At 34.8% G+C, this 26,893-nt stretch carries 33 protein-coding genes and 2 pseudogenes; 31 read left to right on the top strand and 4 right to left on the bottom strand.

Going from position 1 to position 26,893, the window contains the following annotated elements; translation table 11 throughout:
* The first annotated feature begins 263 nt into the window (after positions 1 to 263).
* A complete protein-coding gene (locus tag BN2144_RS02840) occupies positions 264 to 428 on the top strand; it encodes a DUF4288 domain-containing protein (RefSeq protein ID WP_187366957.1) in 165 nt (54 codons plus the stop codon).
* A gap of 161 nt (positions 429 to 589) precedes the next feature.
* Here BN2144_RS02840 and BN2144_RS02835 read toward each other — a convergent pair whose 3' ends face one another.
* The gene (locus BN2144_RS02835) at positions 590 to 1,903 is read right to left on the bottom strand and encodes an IS1380-like element ISBco1 family transposase (protein WP_017550355.1); all 1,314 of its coding nucleotides are present in this window, start codon (positions 1,901 to 1,903) and stop codon (positions 590 to 592) included.
* A 146-nt stretch (positions 1,904 to 2,049) separates the two neighbouring features.
* Here BN2144_RS02835 and BN2144_RS19450 point away from each other — a divergent pair, with 146 nt between their 5' ends.
* The 23 genes and pseudogenes from BN2144_RS19450 (at position 2,050) to BN2144_RS02740 (ending at position 19,187) form a co-directional block, all read left to right on the top strand.
* Positions 2,050 to 2,268 (top strand): DUF4288 domain-containing protein, encoded by a 219-nt coding sequence (locus BN2144_RS19450; RefSeq protein ID WP_082195128.1) that lies wholly within the window; start codon positions 2,050 to 2,052, stop codon positions 2,266 to 2,268.
* 701 nt (positions 2,269 to 2,969) lie between these two features.
* A complete protein-coding gene (locus BN2144_RS02830; protein ID WP_187366955.1) occupies positions 2,970 to 3,581 on the top strand; it encodes a GrpB family protein in 612 nt (203 codons plus the stop codon).
* Between the two features lie 163 nt (positions 3,582 to 3,744).
* Positions 3,745 to 3,861, top strand: a complete 117-nt coding sequence (locus BN2144_RS21105; protein WP_425321160.1) for a DUF1413 domain-containing protein — start codon at positions 3,745 to 3,747, stop codon at positions 3,859 to 3,861.
* A 202-nt stretch (positions 3,862 to 4,063) separates the two neighbouring features.
* Positions 4,064 to 4,675, top strand: a pseudogene (locus tag BN2144_RS02825) (ATP-binding cassette domain-containing protein); the annotation flags it as partial.
* A gap of 180 nt (positions 4,676 to 4,855) precedes the next feature.
* Positions 4,856 to 5,689 carry a nucleotidyltransferase domain-containing protein gene (locus tag BN2144_RS02820; RefSeq protein WP_033826820.1) on the top strand — a complete coding sequence of 278 codons (834 nt, stop codon included), beginning with the start codon at positions 4,856 to 4,858 and terminating at the stop codon, positions 5,687 to 5,689.
* Positions 5,690 to 5,709: 20 nt separating this feature from the next.
* Positions 5,710 to 5,871, top strand: coding sequence for a hypothetical protein (locus BN2144_RS19795; protein ID WP_154665483.1), 162 nt, complete (start codon positions 5,710 to 5,712; stop codon positions 5,869 to 5,871).
* A 352-nt stretch (positions 5,872 to 6,223) separates the two neighbouring features.
* Positions 6,224 to 6,511, top strand: a complete 288-nt coding sequence (locus BN2144_RS02815; RefSeq protein WP_033826819.1) for an IS1096 element passenger TnpR family protein — start codon at positions 6,224 to 6,226, stop codon at positions 6,509 to 6,511.
* Positions 6,512 to 6,647: 136 nt separating this feature from the next.
* Positions 6,648 to 7,004 (top strand): hypothetical protein, encoded by a 357-nt coding sequence (locus BN2144_RS02810; protein ID WP_139017839.1) that lies wholly within the window; start codon positions 6,648 to 6,650, stop codon positions 7,002 to 7,004.
* Positions 6,988 to 7,278: a hypothetical protein gene (locus tag BN2144_RS02805; protein ID WP_222860071.1), complete on the top strand. Its 291-nt coding sequence runs from the start codon at positions 6,988 to 6,990 to the stop codon at positions 7,276 to 7,278. Before BN2144_RS02810 ends, BN2144_RS02805 begins: the two co-directional genes overlap by 17 nt.
* Before the next feature lie 74 nt (positions 7,279 to 7,352).
* Entirely contained in the window at positions 7,353 to 7,892 is a 540-nt protein-coding gene (locus tag BN2144_RS02800; RefSeq protein ID WP_230199691.1) for a hypothetical protein, read from the top strand.
* A 146-nt stretch (positions 7,893 to 8,038) separates the two neighbouring features.
* The gene (locus tag BN2144_RS02795; RefSeq protein WP_033826805.1) at positions 8,039 to 8,683 is read left to right on the top strand and encodes a DUF6518 family protein; all 645 of its coding nucleotides are present in this window, start codon (positions 8,039 to 8,041) and stop codon (positions 8,681 to 8,683) included.
* A gap of 296 nt (positions 8,684 to 8,979) precedes the next feature.
* Complete coding sequence (locus tag BN2144_RS02790; RefSeq protein ID WP_230199691.1) at positions 8,980 to 9,519, top strand: hypothetical protein; 540 nt, start codon at positions 8,980 to 8,982, stop codon at positions 9,517 to 9,519.
* Between the two features lie 146 nt (positions 9,520 to 9,665).
* Entirely contained in the window at positions 9,666 to 10,310 is a 645-nt protein-coding gene (locus BN2144_RS02785; protein ID WP_033826805.1) for a DUF6518 family protein, read from the top strand.
* A 971-nt stretch (positions 10,311 to 11,281) separates the two neighbouring features.
* The gene (mef(A), locus tag BN2144_RS02780) at positions 11,282 to 12,508 is read left to right on the top strand and encodes a macrolide efflux MFS transporter Mef(A) (RefSeq protein ID WP_033826817.1); all 1,227 of its coding nucleotides are present in this window, start codon (positions 11,282 to 11,284) and stop codon (positions 12,506 to 12,508) included.
* A gap of 113 nt (positions 12,509 to 12,621) precedes the next feature.
* On the top strand, positions 12,622 to 14,085 hold the full coding sequence (msr(D), locus tag BN2144_RS02775; protein WP_012102962.1) for an ABC-F type ribosomal protection protein Msr(D): 1,464 nt from the start codon (positions 12,622 to 12,624) through the stop codon (positions 14,083 to 14,085).
* Between the two features lie 262 nt (positions 14,086 to 14,347).
* Positions 14,348 to 16,009: an IS1182 family transposase gene (locus BN2144_RS02770; RefSeq protein WP_230199692.1), complete on the top strand. Its 1,662-nt coding sequence runs from the start codon at positions 14,348 to 14,350 to the stop codon at positions 16,007 to 16,009.
* 266 nt (positions 16,010 to 16,275) lie between these two features.
* Positions 16,276 to 16,722 (top strand): hypothetical protein, encoded by a 447-nt coding sequence (locus BN2144_RS02765; RefSeq protein WP_187366954.1) that lies wholly within the window; start codon positions 16,276 to 16,278, stop codon positions 16,720 to 16,722.
* A gap of 5 nt (positions 16,723 to 16,727) precedes the next feature.
* Positions 16,728 to 16,790 (top strand): annotated as a pseudogene (locus BN2144_RS20835) (hypothetical protein); the annotation flags it as partial.
* Positions 16,791 to 16,814: 24 nt separating this feature from the next.
* Positions 16,815 to 17,240, top strand: coding sequence for a hypothetical protein (locus tag BN2144_RS02760; protein ID WP_222860070.1), 426 nt, complete (start codon positions 16,815 to 16,817; stop codon positions 17,238 to 17,240).
* Positions 17,241 to 17,413: 173 nt separating this feature from the next.
* Positions 17,414 to 17,848 (top strand): NUDIX hydrolase, encoded by a 435-nt coding sequence (locus BN2144_RS02755; RefSeq protein WP_033826814.1) that lies wholly within the window; start codon positions 17,414 to 17,416, stop codon positions 17,846 to 17,848.
* 37 nt (positions 17,849 to 17,885) lie between these two features.
* On the top strand, positions 17,886 to 18,425 hold the full coding sequence (locus tag BN2144_RS02750; protein WP_033826813.1) for a histidine phosphatase family protein: 540 nt from the start codon (positions 17,886 to 17,888) through the stop codon (positions 18,423 to 18,425).
* Positions 18,426 to 18,709: 284 nt separating this feature from the next.
* On the top strand, positions 18,710 to 18,937 hold the full coding sequence (locus BN2144_RS02745; protein ID WP_033826812.1) for a hypothetical protein: 228 nt from the start codon (positions 18,710 to 18,712) through the stop codon (positions 18,935 to 18,937).
* A gap of 16 nt (positions 18,938 to 18,953) precedes the next feature.
* Positions 18,954 to 19,187 (top strand): hypothetical protein, encoded by a 234-nt coding sequence (locus tag BN2144_RS02740; protein WP_033826811.1) that lies wholly within the window; start codon positions 18,954 to 18,956, stop codon positions 19,185 to 19,187.
* Between the two features lie 110 nt (positions 19,188 to 19,297).
* Here BN2144_RS02740 and BN2144_RS02735 read toward each other — a convergent pair whose 3' ends face one another.
* Positions 19,298 to 19,783 (bottom strand): hypothetical protein, encoded by a 486-nt coding sequence (locus BN2144_RS02735; RefSeq protein ID WP_033826896.1) that lies wholly within the window; start codon positions 19,781 to 19,783, stop codon positions 19,298 to 19,300.
* Between BN2144_RS02735 and BN2144_RS21100 the strand changes: the two genes are divergently transcribed.
* The 4 genes from BN2144_RS21100 to BN2144_RS02715 all read left to right on the top strand — a co-directional run bounded on the left by BN2144_RS21100 (position 19,768) and on the right by BN2144_RS02715 (position 21,527).
* Positions 19,768 to 20,076 (top strand): transposase family protein, encoded by a 309-nt coding sequence (locus BN2144_RS21100; RefSeq protein WP_082195127.1) that lies wholly within the window; start codon positions 19,768 to 19,770, stop codon positions 20,074 to 20,076. The two genes, BN2144_RS02735 and BN2144_RS21100, sit on opposite strands and share 16 nt — an antisense overlap.
* A gap of 149 nt (positions 20,077 to 20,225) precedes the next feature.
* A complete protein-coding gene (locus tag BN2144_RS02725) occupies positions 20,226 to 20,765 on the top strand; it encodes a histidine phosphatase family protein (protein WP_033826813.1) in 540 nt (179 codons plus the stop codon).
* Positions 20,766 to 21,049: 284 nt separating this feature from the next.
* Entirely contained in the window at positions 21,050 to 21,277 is a 228-nt protein-coding gene (locus tag BN2144_RS02720; protein WP_033826812.1) for a hypothetical protein, read from the top strand.
* Between the two features lie 16 nt (positions 21,278 to 21,293).
* The gene (locus BN2144_RS02715) at positions 21,294 to 21,527 is read left to right on the top strand and encodes a hypothetical protein (protein WP_033826811.1); all 234 of its coding nucleotides are present in this window, start codon (positions 21,294 to 21,296) and stop codon (positions 21,525 to 21,527) included.
* 110 nt (positions 21,528 to 21,637) lie between these two features.
* Here BN2144_RS02715 and BN2144_RS02710 read toward each other — a convergent pair whose 3' ends face one another.
* Positions 21,638 to 22,123 carry a hypothetical protein gene (locus tag BN2144_RS02710; RefSeq protein ID WP_033826896.1) on the bottom strand — a complete coding sequence of 162 codons (486 nt, stop codon included), beginning with the start codon at positions 22,121 to 22,123 and terminating at the stop codon, positions 21,638 to 21,640.
* Between the two features lie 95 nt (positions 22,124 to 22,218).
* Here BN2144_RS02710 and BN2144_RS02705 point away from each other — a divergent pair, with 95 nt between their 5' ends.
* Positions 22,219 to 23,433 (top strand): ISL3 family transposase, encoded by a 1,215-nt coding sequence (locus BN2144_RS02705; RefSeq protein ID WP_033826337.1) that lies wholly within the window; start codon positions 22,219 to 22,221, stop codon positions 23,431 to 23,433.
* 822 nt (positions 23,434 to 24,255) lie between these two features.
* The gene (locus BN2144_RS02695) at positions 24,256 to 25,470 is read left to right on the top strand and encodes an ISL3 family transposase (RefSeq protein WP_033826337.1); all 1,215 of its coding nucleotides are present in this window, start codon (positions 24,256 to 24,258) and stop codon (positions 25,468 to 25,470) included.
* 338 nt (positions 25,471 to 25,808) lie between these two features.
* Here BN2144_RS02695 and BN2144_RS02690 read toward each other — a convergent pair whose 3' ends face one another.
* The gene (locus tag BN2144_RS02690; protein WP_033826809.1) at positions 25,809 to 26,309 is read right to left on the bottom strand and encodes a hypothetical protein; all 501 of its coding nucleotides are present in this window, start codon (positions 26,307 to 26,309) and stop codon (positions 25,809 to 25,811) included.
* A gap of 257 nt (positions 26,310 to 26,566) precedes the next feature.
* Here BN2144_RS02690 and BN2144_RS02685 point away from each other — a divergent pair, with 257 nt between their 5' ends.
* On the top strand, positions 26,567 to 26,776 hold the full coding sequence (locus BN2144_RS02685) for a helix-turn-helix domain-containing protein (protein ID WP_222860069.1): 210 nt from the start codon (positions 26,567 to 26,569) through the stop codon (positions 26,774 to 26,776).
* Positions 26,777 to 26,893: the final 117 nt, after the last annotated feature.

The raw sequence follows: 26,893 nt of genomic DNA, 5'->3' as shown, positions 1-26,893 counted from the left end.
TTCCCCTACTTCAAGGTTTTAATAATCATGCTTCCTATTCCTATAATGTTTTACGTGCAGAAAGAATAGGAAGTGAAGTTGCATTCATTTTGACCGAGGGATACTATTTCCCGAAATTAAAAATTATTAAACGATAAGCGTTTTGATAAAAGGGATAGTAGGAGGTAGGTGTAATATACTTGGAAAGTAAATGGTTTGTTGTGAATTTGTTGTAAAAATCTGTCAAGTTAAATGGCCAAAAAGTGACTGATGATCACGAAAGATTGGAAGAAGAGAAAGTAGAAATATTCGAAGAAAGGCACTTCCTTATTAAAGCAAAGAATCAGGAAAGCGCTCAATTAATCGGACATAACCTAGGCAATAAAAACGAACACTCTTATGAAAATATTTATAAACCTGAAATATTCATAGCTACAAATCCCATTTGATAAAATTTGTTAAATTAGTTGAACATAACGGTATTTAATTAAGAACCGTAGCCAATTCATAAAATAACTGAATTTTCAATAGAACAACTCTGGTATTTTGGGCATACTTCCCCCTTGACTGAAAAATTTATTTTTTTCAGTTATGAGAAGTATTCTATTGGTCATTCCAATTGTAGTTTTTGAATTCGATTCAGTACATCCCAAAAGAAATTTTGATACACAAAACTCGATGATAGTTTGAAGTAAAGGGATCTGCCTGATTTCACGACTTTACTTGCCGCTTTAATTAACCGAGTACGTATCGTATCAATTTGCATAGTTTTTTGACCTTCCGGAAAACAAAGAGTTCGTAACCAATTGGTCAAATTATATGCAAGAAGTGTTAACATCATTTTTACTTCGTTCACTAGAAAAGCGTGGCTATTCATATGATCAAAGTAAAAGCCATTTTTTGCTTCTTTGATATAGTTTTCCATCGTCCCTCTTTTTTGATAAGCTCGGACGATATCTTGAGGAAAAGCTAATTCAAAGTTAGTAACAAAAAAGGAATGGGTAAAGAACAGCTCACCTGCAGGACGTACCGATTGAATAATCACCCTTCTTGGTTTTGACCATGATTTTGCTTGGTAAATCGTTTCTTCATAATAGGTTTCCGTCTTGGAAACATCTAAAGGTGCGGAAGAAGGATGGTATTCCTTCGCTAAACTTTGTAGTTGTGAATTCGATTTCAACCGAATAATATACAAAACAGATTCTTCTTCACACAGATCGTATAATCCCGGAACAGCAAACCCACTATCTCCACGAAGAAACAGGGTAGTTTCCGGAAACATTTCGTTATAATGTTTAATGAGAGGCCGAATAAATTCCACCACACCATTTGATGTATAAACATTTCCGGGACGGAGTTGTGCTTTCAAAAAGTCACCAGTCGCACCATCAAAGGCGACTAATGGATGAAAACCCATCGTGCCATAATGAGTATTATATGACGAAGATTCTTGGTCCCCATATGTATCCGAATGAGTCGAATCCAAGTCGATAAATAACTCTTTCGATTGTCGAAAACAATGAATCTTATCAAGCATTTCTTGGTTAGCCAGATTTAATTGTTCAATTGAATCTTTATCAAATCGTGTATAAAAGCGAGACAAACTGGGCTGGGAAGCAAGTGTTGGAGTTTCAATGATTTCCTTAAACACAGGATCATGAGTCAACTGATCAGCCGCATCATCTTCCGCATACCCGGCAATGATTTGATAGACTTTTTGACGTAACAAGTTTTCATTTGAATGAAGATAATATTTCCTTGAATCGTTAAGTCTCAAGTACTTAACTAAAGTCTTTGAAAAACCAATTTTTTCATCGAATTCTCTAAAAAGAAACTCACCTGTATCGGAGGAAAGAGAACCTCCATCATTTGACAATTTAATTTTATGATTGAAATCAAGTGTTTTTTGCGTTAAAGTAACCATATAAAGAGTCCTTTCTGTTTGGTTTTTGTTTTGGTTACTTTAACTTTAACAGAAATGGATTCTTTTTTCATTTTTTTAATGAATTACAATAAAGCCGAAAAGGCTTGGTAATCCATAAGTTATAATAAGTTTCTGAATTTCTGTGAATAATTCAGGATAAAGAAACGGTTCATTGGCAATATGTAAAATTGTTAGATTGCTTTGAAATCATAGATGAGTTAGAAGACGGGGCGGAAATATATTCCCGTCATATCGTGTGCCCGCAAGGAACTACAACAGATGAAATGATTAAAAGGTACTTTCCTGAAGAATTAGTATTAAATGTTTTATGTAAAAAAATAAAGAATCTTACTTATGATTATTAAAATGGAATTGACTTGTTTCCATGAACGTACAATTAGTCGATATGTTTCCGCATACGACCATCTTGCTGAAAATCGAAAATACATCAATTCTATCAACTCGTCCATGTAGTGTGTGGTGTTGATAACAAGAAAGTAAAGACGGGAAAACCTTATAAATGCTAGGTTTCAAAAAATTAAAGTAAATCTAACAACTCGAATTTAACCTTTGATGTGTGTTTATGGAAATATATCGAGGGTGTATTTTTGGATGGAATTTTAGCCTAAAATTAATTACAGCAACAGCTTCTTATACAAGCAAAGTCTAAAAATGACTATGAAGATGTGGCTAATGAAATATACCACCTCCGTGAATTGAAGCAAAATTCACTGGTTGAAAATGCAGAGCGAGAAGGAAAAAGGCAACAAATCGCTGAAATGGCTGATTTCCCTGAATGAACAATCCTGCGAGTTCGAGGAATATAGTTAGTAGTTAGTAAGACGGCTTATTGAAAAAGTTACAGTATTTAATAATAAACTCACCGTTGAATTCAAATCAGTTGTTGAAATAGATTTATGAACACACCCTTCGTGACCTACCGTCAATCAGGAGATGCATGCTCTTGGTTGTCGGTTTTTTTCTTTTGCAAATCTACTAAGTTGGTAATGTATATATAATATCATTAACAATGTTGTTGATATTGTTATTATAAGGAGTGGACAATATGAGTGACATAAATAAATGGTCAGATAGAGCAATAATAGAAACAGAAAACCAGTATACGAGTGATGAAGATCTTCAGAAGATCACTGTTGATAAGTTGAAACCACATAATGCTCCTATCACCCTAACTGAGTATGATCCACATTGGTCAGAACTATTTGAACGGGAAGCTAGTCGGGTTCGTTCAATACTGGGAGACAAAATAATACAGTTGGAGCACGTGGGCTCAACCTCAGTACCGGGGCTGTGCGCAAAGCCAATTATAGACATGCTGATGGTTGTGAAGGACTCTGCTGACGAGCCTTCCTATGTCCCGGCTTTGGAGGCAGCTGGTTACATACTACGGGTTCGAGAGCCAGATTGGTTCGAGCATCGTCTGTTCAAAGGGCCTGATACTGATATCAACTTGCATGTGTTTAGTTCAGGCACATCTGAGATTGATAGAATGTTACACTTTCGAGATTGGTTGCGGTCTAATGAAGCAGACAGGGAAAAATATGCAAAAGTCAAGCAAGACTTAGCAAAGAAGAAATGGAGCCATGTTCAGAACTACGCTGATGCCAAAACATCGATAGTCCAGGAAATCATGGGACGGGCGAACTTAGGGGAGTAGCACAACCGCTTTATAAAGCCAGTATATTTACAATAGTTTACAGTTGTTAACAAAAAGATTAAACGTATTTGATTTGTATATACAATCTGTAATTGTATTAGTATTTAAGGAGAGCACAACATGAGTGATGTTAACGAGCTATTAGAAGAAGCTATCAAAGAAACTGAAAAACTGCAATGAAGGTGAAGTCTTTTTAATCAAGGGTCTATTTAAGGGGTATGTGTGGAACAGAATACCAAGAAAAGATCGGCTATTGCTCTTAACCGGGTTAGCAAATTGAATGGTAATCTAAAGGCTATTGACTTCATCAAATCAGCAAAAATATAAAAAGGTTTAACTTTTAAAGGAGATTGAGCTATTAGCATCCTTGTCTTGCCCGAGATGCGGAAGATACAGTAACTATGGTTCTGTGGGATTGATATTCCAAAAACATATATGAAAGGCGGTGAATCCATGTTAAGTATGGAGGAATGCATTGACCGCAAAGTAAAGCATTGGAGCTTCACAATCCATATCCTATTGTCGGTACGGAAATTAATAAAATATTTGGAGATAAGGTATTGTTTGAAAATGCATCTTTTCAAATTCTGCTAGGAGCAAAGGTTGAAATTATCGGTGGTAATGGAACAGGGAAAACAACTTTAATCCAGATGATCTTAAACCATGAAGATGGAATTTCTATTTCACCTAAGGCAAAAATAGGATATTTTGCACAAAATCGTTACAAGTACAACAGCAATCAGAAAGTCCTGGAGTTTATGCAGGAGGATTGTGATTATAGTGTCTCAGAAATTCGTTCAGTGCTAGCATCAATGGGGCTTAAACAAAACGATAATGGAAAAAGCTCATCTGTTTTAAGTGGCGGAGAAATTATTAAATTGTTGCTAGCTAAAATGCTTATGGGTAGATATAACATCCTACTAATGGATGAACCGAGCAACTTCCTTGACATACCAAGCTTAGAGGCCTTGGAAATACTAATGAAGGAGTATGCTGGAACGATAGTGTTTATTACCCATGACAAACGGTTACTTGATCATGTGGCTGATGTGATTTATGAAATCAAAGATAAGAAATTAAACTTAGTCCGATAATTATTTTACTTTTCGTATGATAGATTGTAAGTGGGCCAGTGAAAGAGATTATGGATTTTATCTAAACGCTAAGTAGGTTCCCTTTCCATAGAAATATACGTAAAGCATAGGGAACATATTGCAAAAAAGGCATATCTCGGTATGAGATATAGCTTTTGATATTGAAAGGAGTAATTCAGTATGATAGATAATATTATTCAATCAGTGACAGAAAAATTATCTTCTTTGCCTTGCATAGAAGGTATTGTATTGGGAGGCTCACGTGCAAGAGGGACTCATACAGCGGATTCTGATATAGATTTCGGAATCTATTACAATTCAGAATCATTTGACCTGAATGCTATTAATCAACTTGCTACAGAGTTGGATGATGAGCATAGAAGCAACCTTGTTGTACCTCCCGGATCGTGGGGTGATTGGGTTAATGGCGGTGGGTGGTTAGTCATAAACGGGTATCATGTTGACTTGATTTTACGTGATATAAAACGGGTGGAACAAATAATGAAAGATACAGAGCAAGGAATTGTTACGACCAATTATCAGACGGGGCATCCCCATGGATATATTAGCGCCATGTATCGTGGAGAATTGGCAATCAGCAAAGTACTTTATAATAAAAATAGCATATTTAATGAAATGAAGAAAAAAGCAGAAACTTATCCTACTGCTCTAAAGAAGAGCTTGATAAACTTCTTTATGTTTGAAGCTGAGTTCTCTTTAATGTTTGTAAAAGCAAATGCAGGAACAGATGATAAATATTATATTGCTGGCCATGTTTTTCGTATAGTTTCATGTTTAAATCAAGTATTATTTGCATGTAATAATGCTTATTGTATAAACGAAAAGAAAGCTATCAAACTGCTTGAAACTTTTGAACATAAGCCAGAAAAATATGCCAAAAAGGTTAATCGTATTTTTGAAGTACTCGGTCTTTCCCTTATTGAATGTTACGATATGACCGATAAGCTTTATAATGAAGTGAAACAAATAGCATCGGTAACAAATAACTTTTGAAATATGGGGATGTAGATAATATGCCATCAATCTCTATTTTAGATATTGGATTGACTCAAAAAGATATTAAATTAATTCGAGAGGAAACAGAAAGAACAAATGAAGCTAATAAGCTCATAGAGTTTGGAGCCTTTGATGTGACCTATAAAGGAAAACAGAAGGGGATTTTAATAAGTCAATAAACTTGGTTGTACATAACTATTCACAGTTTGAAATGAAATATTTTACTCCAAAAAATAGTAATTTTAAAATGTAGATTAAACTAAACGTAAAATAATCCCCTCCATAAGAGGTAGAAGTTATTTTATGTTTACAACTCACAGCACCTTATAGTCAAAAATACTATTGATAATAGGATAAAAGTAAAAATATGAGTTTCGTAGTGAAACTAAATTTTAGCTAGAATGAAAGAAGGTTCATTACACGGATAAGGAAAAGGTAAGAGAAGGGGAAACAGAAAAAAGAAGAATCTGTAAAGAAAAGATGAATAATTGATAAAAAAGAGTACAATCAGTTTTTATACGAGTATGATTTTTGGATTCATGTATACATGAAATTGTATTATTGTTGAGGAAAGTTGGGGGTTTCGATGAAGAACTGAAACATCCAATATGTATGCATGGTAAACACTATCGTCCGCCTGAAGATATTGACGGTGAAGGTGGTTACAAAGAGCTTTTAAATATCATCAATGATCCAAATCATGTAGCATATGATGAAATACTTTCATGGGCAAAAAAGGACACCGGTGGTAGAAAGTTTGATACAGAGTATTTTTATAAAGCAGAGATAAATCGCAAATTAGCGAAAATCAATTTCTAATAGATAAAATCATGTACTGTAAGTGGGGAAGAGAAAAAAATCATGAATAAAAAAGAAGATATTTTAAATGCTTGGATAAACGATAGAGCAATTGTCCGAAGGTTCTATAGATAAAAAGGATGAAAAATTAAACACATTGACTACAAAGCCAAATGATTGGTTTAATTTCTTTTTAGAGTTTCTAAATGAACAACTACAAAAAAGTTCAGAGAAGGATTTTGAGAAATCAGGATTAGTGTTGTATTTCAACATTTTTAACTTCCAAGAAGTAATTGATATTCTAAGGAAAAAATATAATATTCCAGCGACTGACGAAGAGACAAGCAATTCTGATAAATTCACATTTTGTTTGTACTTTGATAAAGAATTAAATTTTGTTGAAGAAGAGTTTTTTCTTACGATGAGTGGATATGTTCGGGCTAACGGTGAACTTCCAAAGAAATTCATGGAAATAGAAAACAAATTTCGCAAAGTGGATGAGGGGTGTCTTTAACACTAGTGGAGACAGTGCAACTGCATCAGTCGCTGACTTAGATAGGGCCCTTAAGTCAGATCTGAAAAAAGAAGATTTAGCAGATTTTTTCAATGAAAATAAAGAGGGAAAGCTGACAAAGACAAAAACAATTTATATGATTTACTCTATGATGTCTGATTACGGGACCCATAGGAACGAGAATACTATTGAATTGCCAACAGTTGAAGACGCGCTGTTTTGTTTGAGATTAACAGATAGTATTTTATTTTGGGTATATTCAAAAAACCAATAGTGATTTTTTATTAGTGAAGGGGTGGATAAAATATGTCCGACGTAAAAAATGCATATGATCAGATTATAGATTTCATGAATAATGAAACAGAAAAAACATTATTGCTACGAGGTATTGCTGACAAGGAAAAGCATCAGGCTCTTCTTAAAGCCTTAAATGCCCAAGGGAATTTGAAAGGGCTGATTAATCTAATTCATACATCAAAAGATGGAATGGAGAACTTCTTCCGTTGGGCGGAACTCTATAAGGTTAACGTACCGAAGAAATATGGACAAGGAATGAAATTATCAAATCTAACAATTTTCTTTGATAATTTAACCACTAAAAGCAATAGTGAAAAATACGATGATTATGCGTTTGACTTTATGATTATATGGCCGATTCAAAGTGTAACAAAAAATGAAAAAGAAATTCAGATGTTAAAAGAAATGGCTAAACGTCAAAAAACCAAAAAAATCACATATCTTACAATTAAGGAGCCTTGGTACAATCCAGATTCTTTAGAACCTATTGCCGATCGGGTGATAAAACTGGACTGTGAGAATGATGACCCAAAAGAATATCAGAGAATTTTGGCTGCCTATGAAGAGGATATGAAAAGGCGCAAGTGCTAAATATACCTAACCTATTTAGGTGGTGTAATTGGGCACAATTATTATTCAGACTAGGCATAAATTCTTATTTGTAAAGCGAAGTATTTACATCTTATGCCGTGGTTTAATTGAAAAATATGAATAAAGATTTTTTCAGGAGAGAACAAATGAAAGATTTCTTAAATGAAATTCGAAGACCAATTAGTATATCGCTATCAAGAAAATTTTTATATTCAACTTTAATGTTTATCGCGGGGGTTATTTTAGGCCTAGTTTCCAAGATGCTTGAAACAACCCTAAGTAATTCATTACCCTATTTTCTAGAAGTGTTAGATTTAAGAAACTTCTTTTCTCGTATGGGGGTTTGGATTTTCCTTGCGGTGTTAATATCTGTATATAGCAAATCACCTGTCAGGTCTGCCATAAATGTATTTTTGTTTTTTGTGGGTATGGTAGGTAGCTATTATTTATACACAGTTTTGGTAGCTGGCTTTTTTCCTAGATCATATATGATAATTTGGATTATAATGACTTGTATTTCACCATTTATGGCTTTTATGTGTTGGTATGCAAAAGGGAAAGGTATAATTGCTATTTCTCTTTCATCTATAATTTTTATGTTTATTTCAAGACAGGCTTTTGTATTTGGGTTTTGGTATTTTGATATTAGAAATAATTTGGAATTGTTACTTTGGATAGCCACAATTTTTGTTTTATATCAGTCTCCAAAACAAATAATCAAGGTGGTGACTATAGGATTGATTCTCTATTTCCTCACCGCTCAAATCAACTTATTTTGGGGAATGTTGTAGGTCTCTATCTATACATTATTCTTTTAATGCGAATATAGTGGATATGTTCCCGTCTACCGATAGCACCAAAAACGCAGTGGATATGTTTCCGAGAACGGACAGGTTCAAATGACATTCATCCTGTCCTCTCANACTATTGAATTGCCAACAGTTGAAGACGCGCTGTTTTGTTTGAGATTAACAGATAGTATTTTATTTTGGGTATATTCAAAAAACCAATAGTGATTTTTTATTAGTGAAGGGGTGGATAAAATATGTCCGACGTAAAAAATGCATATGATCAGATTATAGATTTCATGAATAATGAAACAGAAAAAACATTATTGCTACGAGGTATTGCTGACAAGGAAAAGCATCAGGCTCTTCTTAAAGCCTTAAATGCCCAAGGGAATTTGAAAGGGCTGATTAATCTAATTCATACATCAAAAGATGGAATGGAGAACTTCTTCCGTTGGGCGGAACTCTATAAGGTTAACGTACCGAAGAAATATGGACAAGGAATGAAATTATCAAATCTAACAATTTTCTTTGATAATTTAACCACTAAAAGCAATAGTGAAAAATACGATGATTATGCGTTTGACTTTATGATTATATGGCCGATTCAAAGTGTAACAAAAAATGAAAAAGAAATTCAGATGTTAAAAGAAATGGCTAAACGTCAAAAAACCAAAAAAATCACATATCTTACAATTAAGGAGCCTTGGTACAATCCAGATTCTTTAGAACCTATTGCCGATCGGGTGATAAAACTGGACTGTGAGAATGATGACCCAAAAGAATATCAGAGAATTTTGGCTGCCTATGAAGAGGATATGAAAAGGCGCAAGTGCTAAATATACCTAACCTATTTAGGTGGTGTAATTGGGCACAATTATTATTCAGACTAGGCATAAATTCTTATTTGTAAAGCGAAGTATTTACATCTTATGCCGTGGTTTAATTGAAAAATATGAATAAAGATTTTTTCAGGAGAGAACAAATGAAAGATTTCTTAAATGAAATTCGAAGACCAATTAGTATATCGCTATCAAGAAAATTTTTATATTCAACTTTAATGTTTATCGCGGGGGTTATTTTAGGCCTAGTTTCCAAGATGCTTGAAACAACCCTAAGTAATTCATTACCCTATTTTCTAGAAGTGTTAGATTTAAGAAACTTCTTTTCTCGTATGGGGGTTTGGATTTTCCTTGCGGTGTTAATATCTGTATATAGCAAATCACCTGTCAGGTCTGCCATAAATGTATTTTTGTTTTTTGTGGGTATGGTAGGTAGCTATTATTTATACACAGTTTTGGTAGCTGGCTTTTTTCCTAGATCATATATGATAATTTGGATTATAATGACTTGTATTTCACCATTTATGGCTTTTATGTGTTGGTATGCAAAAGGGAAAGGTATAATTGCTATTTCTCTTTCATCTATAATTTTTATGTTTATTTCAAGACAGGCTTTTGTATTTGGGTTTTGGTATTTTGATATTAGAAATAATTTGGAATTGTTACTTTGGATAGCCACAATTTTTGTTTTATATCAGTCTCCAAAACAAATAATCAAGGTGGTGACTATAGGATTGATTCTCTATTTCCTCACCGCTCAAATCAACTTATTTTGGGGAATGTTGTAGGTCTCTATCTATACATTATTCTTTTAATGCGAATATAGTGGATATGTTCCCGTCTACCGATAGCACCAAAAACGCAGTGGATATGTTTCCGAGAACGGACAGGTTCAAATGACATTCATCCTGTCCTCTCAAGCCATGTGGAGTGTGTGGTGTTGATAACAAGAAAGTAAAGACAGGAAAATCTTGTAAATGCTAGGTTTCAAAAAATAAAAGTAAATCCATCAACTCGACTTTAACCTTCGATGTGTGTCTATGGAAACATATCGAGGGTATCTTTTTATGTAAAATTTTAGCCTAAAATTAGGGTTGAGTTGACAGAATAGATAAATGCTTAGGGTTGTGGAGATAGGATGGATGTAAATTTTTAATGCAGGTACATTGCAATAACCATGGGTGTAGGTCTATTGTTAGGCGATATGTCAGTCGCTTGGAGGAATATGATGAACAGTTAGTAAGGCGACTTATTGAGAAAGTAACGATATATGAAGATAAGCTCACCGTTGAATTCAAGTCTGGGATTGAGATTGACGAAGAGATATAGAATATTAACCGCCAATTAGGGGCTAGCACCCTTTGGCGGTTAATATTGGATTTTTTTAATTTTAAAGTTGCTTAAAACGACTTGTTGTGTTAAAATATACGCTGATACAAATAAGAATTTAGGAGGAACCGAAACTATGACAGCCTCAATGCGTTTAAGATAAGCTGGCAATAAAAAAAGCAGAATCTATCCCCGATGATAGGCTTTTTTGTTGTGCTTATTTATACGATATTGAGCATTCATTAGTTACGGTGAGGATATAGGTCATTTAACTATACCTTTATTTAACTATGTCTTTATTATGAATGTTTCCATATTGTATGTATGCAGACCAAAAGCCACATTGTGGATTTAGGCCTGCATTTTTTATTGCCTAGAATGCTATTCAAAATAGAAATTCAAGCAAAATAATATGCAGGAGATAATATAAATGGAAAAATACAACAATTGGAAACTTAAGTTTTATACAATATGGGCAGGGCAGGCAGTATCATTAATCACTAGTGCCATCCTGCAAATGGCGATTATTTTTTACCTTACAGAAAAAACAGGATCTGCGATGGTCTTGTCTATGGCTTCACTTGTAGGTTTTTTACCCTATGCGGTCTTTGGACCAGCCATTGGTGTATTAGTGGATCGTCATGATAGGAAGAAGATAATGATTGGTGCTGATTTAATTATCGCAGCAGCTGGGGCCGTGCTAGCTATTGTTGCATTGTATATGGAGTTACCTATCTGGATGGTTATGGTCGTATTGTTTATCCGTAGCATTGGAACAGCTTTTCATACCCCGGCTCTCAATGCGGTTACGCCACTTTTAGTACCAGAAGAACAGCTTACGAAATGTGCAGGCTATAGTCAGTCTTTGCAGTCTATAAGCTATATTGTTAGTCCGGCGGTTGCAGCATTGTTATATTCTGTTTGGGAATTAAATGCTATTATTGCCATCGATGTATTGGGTGCTATGATTGCGTCTATTACGGTAGCAATTGTACGTATTCCTAAGCTAGGCGATCAAGTGCAAAGCTTGAAACCAAATTTCATAAGAGAAATGAAAGAAGGAATGGCTGTACTACGGCAAAATAAAGGATTATTTGCTTTATTACTCGTTGGAACATTATATATGTTTGTTTATATGCCCATAAATGCATTATATCCTTTAATCACTATGGAATATTTTAATGGTACACCGATGCATATTTCTATTACGGAGATTGCTTATGCCTCTGGTATGTTGATAGGGGGTCTATTATTAGGGTTATTTGGGAATTACCAAAAGCGAATCTTATTAATAACGGCATCAATTTTTATGATGGGGATAAGCTTAACCATTTCAGGATTACTTCCTCAAAGTGGATTTTTCATATTTGTAGTCTGCTGTGCAATAATGGGGCTTTCGGTGCCATTCTATAGCGGTGTGCAAACAGCTCTTTTTCAGGAGAAAATTAAGCCTGAATATTTAGGACGTGTATTTTCTTTGACCGGAAGTATCATGTCACTTGCTATGCCAATTGGGTTAATTCTTTCTGGATTCATTGCTGATAGAATCGGTGTAAATCATTGGTTTTTACTATCAGGTATTTTAATTATTGGCATTGCAATAGTTTGCCCAATGATAACTGAGATTAGAAAATTAGATTTAAAACAAAATTCATAGGAGGGCCATTTTTATGTATTTAATTTTCATGTAATTTTTCCTGCTAAAATCGCAGGGTTTTCCCTGCGTACAAGCAAATGAAAACATGCGATTATAGACAGGAGGAAAATGTTATGGAATTGATATTAAAAGCAAAAGACATTCGTGTGGAATTTAAAGGACGCACTTGTTTAGATATAGATGAATTAGAAGTGTATGATTATGACCGTATTGGTTTAGTAGGAGCAAATGGTGCAGGAAAAAGCACGTTACTCAAGGTACTTTTAGGAGAATTAACTCCCCCAGGATGTAAAATGAATCGTCTGGGTGAACTTGCCTATATCCCTCAGTTGGACGAAGTAACTTTGCAGGAGGAGAAAGATTTTGCACTTGTGGGTAAGCTCGGTGTTGAGCAATTAGATATACAGACCATGAGCGGTGGTGAAGAAACAAGACTTAAAATAGCACAGGCCTTATCGGCACAGGTTCATGGTATTTTAGCGGATGAACCTACGAGCCATTTAGACCGTGAAGGAATTGATTTTCTAATTGGACAGCTAAAATATTTTACAGGTGCACTGTTAGTTATTAGCCATGACCGCTATTTTCTTGATGAGGTAGTAGATAAAATATGGGAACTGAAAGATGGCAAAATCACTGAGTATTGGGGAAACTATTCTGATTATCTTCGTCAGAAAGAGGAAGAACGCAAGAGCCAAGCTGCAGAATACGAACAATTTGTTGCGGAACGTGCCCGATTGGAAAGGGCTGCGGAGGAAAAGCGAAAACAGGCTCGTAAAATAGGACAGAAGGCAAAAGGTGCTTCAAAGAAAAAAAGTACTAAAGGCGGAGGGCGTTTAGCTCATCAAAAATCAATAGGAAGTAAGGAAAAAAAGATGCATAATGCCGCTAAATCCCTAGAACATAGGATTGCGGCCTTAGGAAGTGTAGAAGCTCCAGAAGATATTCGTAGGATTCGTTTCAGGCAAAGTAAAGCATTGGAGCTCCACAATCCATATCCTATTGTCGGTAAGGAAATTAATAAAATATTTGGAGATAAGGTACTGTTTGAAAATGCATCTTTTCAAATTCCGCTTGGAGCAAAAGTGGCGTTAACTGGTGGTAATGGAACCGGAAAAACAACTTTAATCCAAATGATCTTAAACCATGAAGATGGAATTTCTATTTCACCTAAGGCAAAAATAGGTTACTTTGCACAAAATGGTTACAAGTACAACAGTAATCAGAAAGTCCTGGAGTTTATGCAGGAGGATTGTGATTACAATGTTTCAGAAATTCGTTCCGTGCTAGCATCCATGGGATTTAAGCAGAACGATATTAGAAAAAGCTTATCTGTTTTAAGTGGCGGCGAAATTATGAAATTATTGCTAGCTAAAATGCTTATGGGTAGATATAACATCTTACTAATGGATGAACCCAGCAATTTCCTTGACATACCAAGCTTAGAGGCTTTGGAAATACTAATGAAGGAGTATGCCGGAACTATAGTGTTTATCACCCATGACAAACGGCTGCTTGATAATGTGGCTGATGTGATTTATGAAATCAAAGATAAGAAATTAAACTTAGTCCGATAATTATTTTACTTTTCGTATTTGACAGATCGTAAGTAGGTCAGCGAAAGAGATTATGGGTTTTATTTGAACCCTAAGCTGGTTAGACCCCTAACCGGGGAAAAAATGAGACTGGGACAAAACTCCAGTAAAATAAAAATTAAGGCGTTGGAGCTTACACTAAAAAGTGTAGACCCAACGCCTTTTTTGTCACAATTCTAGTAAACAAAAAGGGCACCTTTTGATAAAATTAAAGTGACGAAACAATAATTTTGGAGGTGCCCTTATGTTTAAACATTATAACATGAATCAAGTAGTTTTACCGCTAAATTTAGAAATTAAGTTGAAAGAAAACGATATTGCTTTTGCGATCAATGATCTTGTCGAGAGTATTCCCGAAGAAGCTTTCGAGGACTTCATACGACAAACCGGCCGTCCCGCGTATCATCCTCGTATGATGTTGAAAGTCATTTTGTGTGGATATACGCAATCCGTGTTTTCCGGCCGTAAAATAGAAGCTTTATTACAGGATAGTATCCGCATGATGTGGCTGGCTCAAGGACATGAACCTAGCTATCGCACCATCAATCGCTTCCGTTCTAATCCACTCATTGAAAACATCCTACGTGAATGCTTTGTCCAGTTCCGAAATCAGCTCGTGGAAAAGGAATTGATTGAAGAGGAAGCCATTTTTATTGATGGTACAAAAATTGAAGCAAACGCAAATAAGTTCACCTTTGTATGGCGGAAGTCCATTGAAAGATATAGTGATAAGCTAATTGAAAAGTCCAATCAACTGTATGATGAGCTGCTAGAGAAGGAGATCATCCCAGCAATAGAGCGAGAAAAGGAAGAGGAACTTTCCGTCAAAGAAATGGAAGAAGTAGTCGAAAAGTTAGACGAGAAAATCGAGGAATATAATAAAAAGATTGAAGTATCTGAAGTTGGGAGTGAACGGAAAAAGCTCCGTTCCGAACGCAAATTACCCATACAATCTCGGAAGCAATGGATGGATTACATTACTCGCAAACAAAAGTATCAAAACGATATGGAGATTTTCGGTGATCGCAATAGTTACTCAAAGACGGACCCAGATGCGACGTTTATGCGCATGAAGGACGACTACATGAAGAACGGTCAATTGAAAGCTGGTTACAATGTCCAAATTGCGACGGAAGGTCAATATGTGCTCGCTTACGATGTTTTCCCAAACCCGACCGATACACGCACTTTAATTCCTTTTCTCGACACGATTGAAGAAAACTTTTTCGAGCTTCCGGAATTCATTGTCGCGGATGCAGGATATGGTAGCGAACAGAATTATGAAGATATCATCGAGAATCGAAATCGAACGCCACTTATTACATACAATCAATATCGAAAGGAGAAGAAAAAGAAGCATAAGGACAACGCTTTTCATGTAGATAATTGGGAATATAATGAGGACGAAGATACTTTTCTGTGCCCAAATGGTCGGAAAGTACGATTTAGCCATCATTCCAAACGAACAGACAGGTACGGATTCACCCGTGAATTTAAAGTGTACGAGTGTGAGGACTGTTCGGATTGTCCACTCCGCGATTTATGCACGAAAGCAAAAGAAGGGAACAACCGAAAAGTCTACATAAATGAAAAGTGGGAGTCCCAAAAAGAATATGTACGTACGAAGCTTTCAGACGAGAAAACTGGTGAAATTTACGGAAAACGTAAAATTGATGTAGAACCAGCGTTCGGTTTTCTGAAGGCTAATTTAGGTTTCACTCGTTTTTCCGTCAGAGGAAAACAGAAAGTGAAAAATGAATTAGCCTTTGCGTTGATGGCGGTGAATATGAGAAAAGTCACCGCCATCAGCGGTAAAATAGTGACGAGAAATGGAAAAACCCCACAAAAAAGGTTCCAAGCAAATTTTTTATTGCCTGGAACCTTTTTATATACTACTTTTGGCTAGTTATGTCCCAGCCTCTTTTTTCCTTATTTCACTTGGTTCAGTGGTTAGACGCTATAGAACACAAAAAGCATTTTTTAAAAGGTTGATTGATTCTATTATAACAATACAAGCCTTTAAGAGCTTAAACGGTAACAATAAATATGTTCGGTTCGGGAAAAAAATATACAAAGAAAAGTCCATTGAAGACTTGGTATAAAAGGATTTATCACTTTCCCGTTACAGAAATAAAGGGAAATACACAAAAGGTAAAGGAGACAGTTTACATTATGATACACACAGCAAAGTTTCACGTATTATTGCAGGAAGAGGAAATAGGACTATTGTGCAGGAAGTTTAAAGAGAAAATAACCTTAATTGGAAATGTGATAGATAAAAATTTTAATGGAATATCAACCTCCATCAAAAAGCTATTTAGCATATGGCAAATGGATGTTTACGTTGACTTTATAAAACTGATAGGCAAAGCAGATATACAGGAAAAGGACATTACTAAAATACAAAAATGCCTTGATGAATACCTTTATTTCGTTTTCGGAGATCGTAATAAGGAATTGACGTTGTTGAGACTGGATTTCAGATTTGATGCAGTAATACCAAATAAAAAACATCGGGACTTTTTGCTGAAAATCTATAAAAAAACGGTAGAAAAGTATGGATTTAAGAAAAAAATGACCATTATAAATCAACTATTTATTTTAATTCAAAATCGGTAAAAGTAATGATTTATGATAAAGAAACCGAGCGTGAAAAAAACGGTGAACAAATTCAGGAATATGAAAAAGACGTTTTGAGATTTGAAGTGAGTTTGCAAAACAGACACTTGAATTACATGAAGAGAACGTATGGGTTGGATAAGCGATTAGAAAATTATTTGACGGATGAATTTTGGACAAAGTATATGACAAAGAACATTTGTCCGATTTTCTTCAAAGGGGATTACTATCCAATTAGTGAATCGGAAAAAGTCATTAAAATGAGCAATATTAAAGAAAGAGATAAGAACAATTTGAGAGAATTTATGTGTGATGTGTCACGTTATGGGTTTGATAACCTGAAAGACTTAAAGTTGAATTGCAATGGAAGGCAAAAGGAAAAGTATAGCAAGTATAAGATTGAAAAATTTTCAAAGATGTTAGAGAAGCTAAATATAAATCCAATTCCAATACCGAAGCATGATGCTGAACAGCTTGGTAAGGAGAAATGGATTAGGAATCCATTTATAGGCAAATAATCTTGATTCAATATACTTTATTGGAAAATAGCTGTTATAATATTGACAAAAGAATTCTTACGGTGTCCTTAGATTTCAACCCTTATGGTTAATATCATTATTCTAAAATGAGAGATTTACAAAAAGGTAGTACAGGATTTGGCAAAATAAAAAGTGTTGGGGGGTAACCTAAAATGTTTATTGTAAATGTTGAAGGTGCTATAAGGAAAAATGATAAGTGGCTAATAATTGAAAGAAGCAAAGAAGAGGAACATGCTGGGGGGATGCTTTCTCTTGTAGGTGGTAAGGTAGAGATTGAAGGGAACTCCTCAGATATATTAGAAAGAACAGTAAAGCGTGAAATTTTTGAAGAAGTCGGTGTGAAGATAAAAGAGAAGTTAAATTATGTACATAGTACATCTTTTGTAACTGATACAGGTGAAAATGTGGTGGATATTGTTTTTCTTTGTGAATATGATTCTGGTGTTGCATTTCCTAATAGTCCTAATGAAGTTGAAAGGGTTTTTTGGCTATCTACGGAAGAGATATTAAGTCATTCTAAAGCCCCTATCTATTTAAAAGAAAGCATTAAACAAGCGGAATCCTTGAATCGAATTCATTCGTCATAACCCTATACTATCTATTCAAATTATTGGAGGTGTTTTGATGAAGAATATCTATGTTATAAGGCATTGCGAGGCAGTAGGACAGCCACCTGAAGCACAACTTACAGATAGAGGTTATAAACAAGCGTTGGAATTATCCGAGTTATTTTTTGATGTGAAAATAGACCGTATTATTTCGAGTCCCTATAAACGTGCAATTGATTCTATACAGCCACTTGCGAAGCAATTAGATATTAAGATAGAGATTAACCGACAATTAACAGAACGTGTACTAAGCACAAAGAATCTTACTGATTGGCTTGAAAAACTAAGAGAAACATTTGATAATATTGATTTGAAATTTGATGGTGGAGAGTCCAGTCAAGAAGCAATGAAACGAATAGTCGGGGTTGTAGAGGAAGTTTTTAAAGGTGGGAATGAAAATACAATCATTGTTACGCATGGAAATATAATGTCCTTACTATTAAAGTATTTTAATAATGATTTTGGATTTGAAGATTGGAAAAATCTTAGTAACCCTGACATATATCTTATAAAAAGTGAAAATAATAAAGTTACTTATGAAAGAGTATGGAAATAAAATATGATAATTGAAACAAAAATCTATATTTTCTTTTAAAGGCTTTGGCTATTCGTGTCGTTATATAAAAAAACGACTTATAACGACTATAGTCAAAGCCTTTTTCTGTTTTCTTGGTGTAAGCGAAAAAACTGATAAATGAAGGGGGGTGAAAACAATGAACATCTGGGACATTTTGATACGTGATGATATGTATGAGTAGGATTTTGAAGCTGATACGGAAGAGGAACTTAAATTTATCAAAGAATTGCAAGGAGAATCTGAATATGAGCGATAAAATTTAAATGTCGAATAAAGTAATTAAACCAAAAAATGATGAAAGTCTTTGGCAATGGGAAGGAACAAGAGTATCACAATTTGCGTGTCATCATGACTGTGTTGAAGATTTTATCAGCTTATATAAAAAAGGATATAGTAAGCAAGGATTTGAAGTTATAGACACGTATATTGTGCAGGGAATTATGAATTGTACAGTGAAACTATTGATTAAACCACGTCAAAAAAAGAATTAATGATGGAGTGAATAATATGGTGATAAAGGAAGAGGGGCAAAGAATTACTTACTCTATGCTGGAAGCTCTCCCTGAAAAAATCGAAATTATTGATGGCAAGTTGGAAGGAGCAGATGAGTTTCTACTGCTGTCCCTTTATGGAATTGGAATTCGTGAATTTCTTCGGATATTACCAAGGGAAACCGAAAAAATGCTTATTGACTTAATAAAGGCAGATTCCGAAGACAATAAAATGGATGTTAAGAAATGAAAGCATTGCGAAAATTAGTCAAACAGTGGCTGAGACGCTTCTTGCAATGGGGGAATTTAGAATGGTAATATAAGTATAACCATTAAAGACCATATGTTTTTTATTAAGAGTCAAGCTCTTGTTGAAGAATAGGTTGAAATGAAATCGACAAATGCTTGGGCGATTAGGTCTTGTATTTTTAAATGTGGAAATTGGCTTACGCATGTCGAGGTAAATTCTTGATATATGGAATCATTGACCTTAATGTTTTTATTTACATACTTAGCTGAAGTATCATATATCTTTTTATCAAGAATTAGCATGTTGTGCTTTTCTTGATTCGATATAAGATTTTTTAGTGCATCAATGTTCTCTTTAAGGAATGAAAGCTCCTCATTGTAATCGGAAGTTTTAATTTCTTCCACTGTGCTATTTGCCCCCCTTAAGAACTTAAAATATTTTTTATCCCTTTTAACAAACACATAATCTCCTTTTTGCATTAGTGAAGAAAAGGTGCTCGGAGGTATATCGAGTGATTTTGCTATATCAGGCAACTGCATTGCTTCAAGCAATTTGTTTATCTTTTTTGGCTCTATAATAAATGTTGGGGTTTTCATACAATTTTGGTCAAAAAAAAAAGACACGCAACCCCGTCATTCTTTTATACTTGAATTGTCCAGAAACAAGTAAAAAGAATGGAGTTGCGTGTACTATGAATTCTATCATGAATATCCCAGGATTAAAAGACTGTCAGGTGATAAAAATGGAGGAGCGTAAAGGGGAAATCCTCCTCTATGTGGAAATGGAGCGAAAGCCACACCCTTGTCCTGACTGTGGTCAGCTCACCAACAAAGTTCATGATTATCGATGGCAAAAAGTTCAACATTTAAAATGGTTTGAACGNAGTTGAAAGGGTTTTTTGGCTATCTACGGAAGAGATATTAAGTCATTCTAAAGCCCCTATCTATTTAAAAGAAAGCATTAAACAAGCGGAATCCTTGAATCGAATTCATTCGTCATAACCCTATACTATCTATTCAAATTATTGGAGGTGTTTTGATGAAGAATATCTATGTTATAAGGCATTGCGAGGCAGTAGGACAGCCACCTGAAGCACAACTTACAGATAGAGGTTATAAACAAGCGTTGGAATTATCCGAGTTATTTTTTGATGTGAAAATAGACCGTATTATTTCGAGTCCCTATAAACGTGCAATTGATTCTATACAGCCACTTGCGAAGCAATTAGATATTAAGATAGAGATTAACCGACAATTAACAGAACGTGTACTAAGCACAAAGAATCTTACTGATTGGCTTGAAAAACTAAGAGAAACATTTGATAATATTGATTTGAAATTTGATGGTGGAGAGTCCAGTCAAGAAGCAATGAAACGAATAGTCGGGGTTGTAGAGGAAGTTTTTAAAGGTGGGAATGAAAATACAATCATTGTTACGCATGGAAATATAATGTCCTTACTATTAAAGTATTTTAATAATGATTTTGGATTTGAAGATTGGAAAAATCTTAGTAACCCTGACATATATCTTATAAAAAGTGAAAATAATAAAGTTACTTATGAAAGAGTATGGAAATAAAATATGATAATTGAAACAAAAATCTATATTTTCTTTTAAAGGCTTTGGCTATTCGTGTCGTTATATAAAAAAACGACTTATAACGACTATAGTCAAAGCCTTTTTCTGTTTTCTTGGTGTAAGCGAAAAAACTGATAAATGAAGGGGGGTGAAAACAATGAACATCTGGGACATTTTGATACGTGATGATATGTATGAGTAGGATTTTGAAGCTGATACGGAAGAGGAACTTAAATTTATCAAAGAATTGCAAGGAGAATCTGAATATGAGCGATAAAATTTAAATGTCGAATAAAGTAATTAAACCAAAAAATGATGAAAGTCTTTGGCAATGGGAAGGAACAAGAGTATCACAATTTGCGTGTCATCATGACTGTGTTGAAGATTTTATCAGCTTATATAAAAAAGGATATAGTAAGCAAGGATTTGAAGTTATAGACACGTATATTGTGCAGGGAATTATGAATTGTACAGTGAAACTATTGATTAAACCACGTCAAAAAAAGAATTAATGATGGAGTGAATAATATGGTGATAAAGGAAGAGGGGCAAAGAATTACTTACTCTATGCTGGAAGCTCTCCCTGAAAAAATCGAAATTATTGATGGCAAGTTGGAAGGAGCAGATGAGTTTCTACTGCTGTCCCTTTATGGAATTGGAATTCGTGAATTTCTTCGGATATTACCAAGGGAAACCGAAAAAATGCTTATTGACTTAATAAAGGCAGATTCCGAAGACAATAAAATGGATGTTAAGAAATGAAAGCATTGCGAAAATTAGTCAAACAGTGGCTGAGACGCTTCTTGCAATGGGGGAATTTAGAATGGTAATATAAGTATAACCATTAAAGACCATATGTTTTTTATTAAGAGTCAAGCTCTTGTTGAAGAATAGGTTGAAATGAAATCGACAAATGCTTGGGCGATTAGGTCTTGTATTTTTAAATGTGGAAATTGGCTTACGCATGTCGAGGTAAATTCTTGATATATGGAATCATTGACCTTAATGTTTTTATTTACATACTTAGCTGAAGTATCATATATCTTTTTATCAAGAATTAGCATGTTGTGCTTTTCTTGATTCGATATAAGATTTTTTAGTGCATCAATGTTCTCTTTAAGGAATGAAAGCTCCTCATTGTAATCGGAAGTTTTAATTTCTTCCACTGTGCTATTTGCCCCCCTTAAGAACTTAAAATATTTTTTATCCCTTTTAACAAACACATAATCTCCTTTTTGCATTAGTGAAGAAAAGGTGCTCGGAGGTATATCGAGTGATTTTGCTATATCAGGCAACTGCATTGCTTCAAGCAATTTGTTTATCTTTTTTGGCTCTATAATAAATGTTGGGGTTTTCATACAATTTTGGTCAAAAAAAAAAGACACGCAACCCCGTCATTCTTTTATACTTGAATTGTCCAGAAACAAGTAAAAAGAATGGAGTTGCGTGTACTATGAATTCTATCATGAATATCCCAGGATTAAAAGACTGTCAGGTGATAAAAATGGAGGAGCGTAAAGGGGAAATCCTCCTCTATGTGGAAATGGAGCGAAAGCCACACCCTTGTCCTGACTGTGGTCAGCTCACCAACAAAGTTCATGATTATCGATGGCAAAAAGTTCAACATTTAAAATGGTTTGAACGGATGACGTATATTTGGTATAAACGTCGTCGATATGCCTGTGCTTGCGGAAAACGCTTTTCCGAAAAGAATACGTTTGTCAAACGATATCAACGAACATCGATTGAATGGAATCAGGCCGTGTCCGTATGCGCTATTAAGGGAAAGACATTTAAGGAAGTAGGGGATGTTTACGGTACCTCATCCACGACCATTATGAGGCGATTTGATCAAATCGCTCAAACGGAAGTCAAGCAAGTAGAGTCACTACCTCGAGTGATTGCGATTGATGAATATAAAGGAGATACAAGGGAAGGAAAGTATCAACTCATCATCGCCGATGGGATCACAAAGCAACCCCTAGACATCCTACCGAACCGAAATAAAAAGACGATAAAAGACTACCTTCAAAGGCATGGTCACCACGTTCAAGTGGTGATTATGGATATGAGTCCTTCTTTTAAGGCAGCCGTTCGTTCGGCCCTAGGGAACCCAGTGATCGTGGCGGATCGTTTTCATTTTTGTCGTTATATTTATTGGGGGATTGATCGAGTTCGCAGGCGTATTCAGCAGCAGTTTCACGACTATGACCGCAAAAAGTGCAAAAGAAAAAGGTACATTTTTTATAAACCTCAAAACACTTTAACTGAAGACGATCAGTGGCATTTAGAACGCTATTTGAATATGTCGGAAGAGCTAAAAAAAGCCTATGAACTAAAAGAACGTTATCAAGTATGGTTTAACCGAGCGAAAGAGATCGGTCAAGAAAAGATCAAAGAGGTAAAAAAAGAGCTGGAAGCATTTTATCAAGTAGTAGAGGAATCAGGAATTCCAGAGATGAAACAAGCGATAGAAACGTTTCGAAATTGGCAAGTAGAAATCCTGAATAGCTTTGTGTATGGTCATTCCAATGGCTTTTTGGAAGGAATCAATAATACGACAAAAGTCATCAAGCGAAACGGCTATGGATATAAAAACTTCAAGAGATTTCGAGCAAGAATCTTATTGAGACATCAGTATAAAGGAATGGGTCTACATATAGGATAGGGGTGGCCTGATTTCTTTACCACCCCAACATTTGACGGAGAACCTCTTTTTTACACGTAAATCTGGATTCATAGATAAGAATTCTTCTTTATTCAAACCAGCCAACTCCTTTGCTATAATAAATTTTTTATAATTATAGTTGAAGTGCTGATTCTTTATTCCCCGATTATATTGGACTTACTCTAATGAGAAAGGTCAGAATTTCTTTTATATAGCTTCTTTATCTAAAAATTTTAGATATGGGTAATAAGGAGACATTTTGTAAATATCATTCAATAGGTTATCTCTCTGTTCCCCACTGCTGTTATCAATTTGTTCGGCTAATTTAAAAAAGCCTTTTAATTTCTTGGTTGCATTAAAAATGCAAGTTCCTTCTTTATCAAGCGTGTTCCAAAATCCTCCTCATAAAGATAAAATATAGGTTCTTTAATCATCATGGCATGTTTCAGCTTTATTGCCCCCTTTATTAAGCCACTGAATTCTTCAAAAGTATGCCAATCCTCAAGCATCTCTATGAAAAAACAGGTTTGGTAAAAATGTATAGGACAAAGACGAAAATCAAAAATAAGTAAACTTTTGTAGAAACATTCCTTTGATGAATACTGGAAATGAACCTCATAATTACTTAGTTCCATGTGTTTTATTGTCATTGCTGTCAGATATTCAAAAGTTTTATCACCAAAGCATAATTTGCATANGGCTCTATAATAAATGTTGGGGTTTTCATACAATTTTGGTCAAAAAAAAAAGACACGCAACCCCGTCATTCTTTTATACTTGAATTGTCCAGAAACAAGTAAAAAGAATGGAGTTGCGTGTACTATGAATTCTATCATGAATATCCCAGGATTAAAAGACTGTCAGGTGATAAAAATGGAGGAGCGTAAAGGGGAAATCCTCCTCTATGTGGAAATGGAGCGAAAGCCACACCCTTGTCCTGACTGTGGTCAGCTCACCAACAAAGTTCATGATTATCGATGGCAAAAAGTTCAACATTTAAAATGGTTTGAACGGATGACGTATATTTGGTATAAACGTCGTCGATATGCCTGTGCTTGCGGAAAACGCTTTTCCGAAAAGAATACGTTTGTCAAACGATATCAACGAACATCGATTGAATGGAATCAGGCCGTGTCCGTATGCGCTATTAAGGGAAAGACATTTAAGGAAGTAGGGGATGTTTACGGTACCTCATCCACGACCATTATGAGGCGATTTGATCAAATCGCTCAAACGGAAGTCAAGCAAGTAGAGTCACTACCTCGAGTGATTGCGATTGATGAATATAAAGGAGATACAAGGGAAGGAAAGTATCAACTCATCATCGCCGATGGGATCACAAAGCAACCCCTAGACATCCTACCGAACCGAAATAAAAAGACGATAAAAGACTACCTTCAAAGGCATGGTCACCACGTTCAAGTGGTGATTATGGATATGAGTCCTTCTTTTAAGGCAGCCGTTCGTTCGGCCCTAGGGAACCCAGTGATCGTGGCGGATCGTTTTCATTTTTGTCGTTATATTTATTGGGGGATTGATCGAGTTCGCAGGCGTATTCAGCAGCAGTTTCACGACTATGACCGCAAAAAGTGCAAAAGAAAAAGGTACATTTTTTATAAACCTCAAAACACTTTAACTGAAGACGATCAGTGGCATTTAGAACGCTATTTGAATATGTCGGAAGAGCTAAAAAAAGCCTATGAACTAAAAGAACGTTATCAAGTATGGTTTAACCGAGCGAAAGAGATCGGTCAAGAAAAGATCAAAGAGGTAAAAAAAGAGCTGGAAGCATTTTATCAAGTAGTAGAGGAATCAGGAATTCCAGAGATGAAACAAGCGATAGAAACGTTTCGAAATTGGCAAGTAGAAATCCTGAATAGCTTTGTGTATGGTCATTCCAATGGCTTTTTGGAAGGAATCAATAATACGACAAAAGTCATCAAGCGAAACGGCTATGGATATAAAAACTTCAAGAGATTTCGAGCAAGAATCTTATTGAGACATCAGTATAAAGGAATGGGTCTACATATAGGATAGGGGTGGCCTGATTTCTTTACCACCCCAACATTTGACGGAGAACCTCTTTTTTACACGTAAATCTGGATTCATAGATAAGAATTCTTCTTTATTCAAACCAGCCAACTCCTTTGCTATAATAAATTTTTTATAATTATAGTTGAAGTGCTGATTCTTTATTCCCCGATTATATTGGACTTACTCTAATGAGAAAGGTCAGAATTTCTTTTATATAGCTTCTTTATCTAAAAATTTTAGATATGGGTAATAAGGAGACATTTTGTAAATATCATTCAATAGGTTATCTCTCTGTTCCCCACTGCTGTTATCAATTTGTTCGGCTAATTTAAAAAAGCCTTTTAATTTCTTGGTTGCATTAAAAATGCAAGTTCCTTCTTTATCAAGCGTGTTCCAAAATCCTCCTCATAAAGATAAAATATAGGTTCTTTAATCATCATGGCATGTTTCAGCTTTATTGCCCCCTTTATTAAGCCACTGAATTCTTCAAAAGTATGCCAATCCTCAAGCATCTCTATGAAAAAACAGGTTTGGTAAAAATGTATAGGACAAAGACGAAAATCAAAAATAAGTAAACTTTTGTAGAAACATTCCTTTGATGAATACTGGAAATGAACCTCATAATTACTTAGTTCCATGTGTTTTATTGTCATTGCTGTCAGATATTCAAAAGTTTTATCACCAAAGCATAATTTGCATATATATCTTTTGTTTTTCTCCTTTTCTGCATTAAAAAGATTGCAATAAGTGCATCGGAGATGGATATTTCCCTTGTCGTATGCTTTTGAACAAACTTGTCTAAAAATTGGACCATGTAATAAAGGTGGCTTTTTAAATAGCATTTTTAATCCCTCTTTCTTTTTAGGGATTAATATTCAATTCATTTGGAAGAAATATTCATCACGATTGAATTTTTTTATAAAAGGTTGGAAAAAGTAATAATTTGATGACTATAGTCGATGGAAAAAAATATCTTTAAAATTCTGTTGCTTCAACCTTTAAAACCTATACTGAATTAAAGGCGAAGTAAAAGTATATAATATATAAATTTTCAAAAAGGTTTCTTGTTTATAGAAAAATTTTAGGGTGGGTTATGATGTTGGGTGATTTTGGCGAAAGGTTGGAGAAAATCAGGAATGAAAAGGAAATACCAATTGAAAGGTTGGCAAAGGAAACTGGGGTATCGGTACAAGTTTTAAATGCAATTGAGCAAGGTAAGAAAAGACAGCAATTTAGTTATCCGATTTTACAGACGATTGCTAAGGTTTTAGAGGTAGAGATTGAGGAGTTAATTGGGGTTAAGATATAATAGAAATGAATATTCATATTGATGTTCAATCAGAGGAGGAGGCATTAGGTGGTTAATCTAATGCCTTGTTTTATTTATTGTTTTAAAGGTGAATATCATACATCTCAATTTTTTAAT

This window comes from Bacillus andreraoultii (genome assembly GCF_001244735.1).
Taxonomy (GTDB): Bacteria; Bacillota; Bacilli; order Bacillales; family Caldibacillaceae; genus Caldifermentibacillus; species Caldifermentibacillus andreraoultii.
The sequence above is the reverse complement of the archived record's forward strand: the minus strand, read 5'-3'. Positions and strand labels throughout refer to the sequence as shown.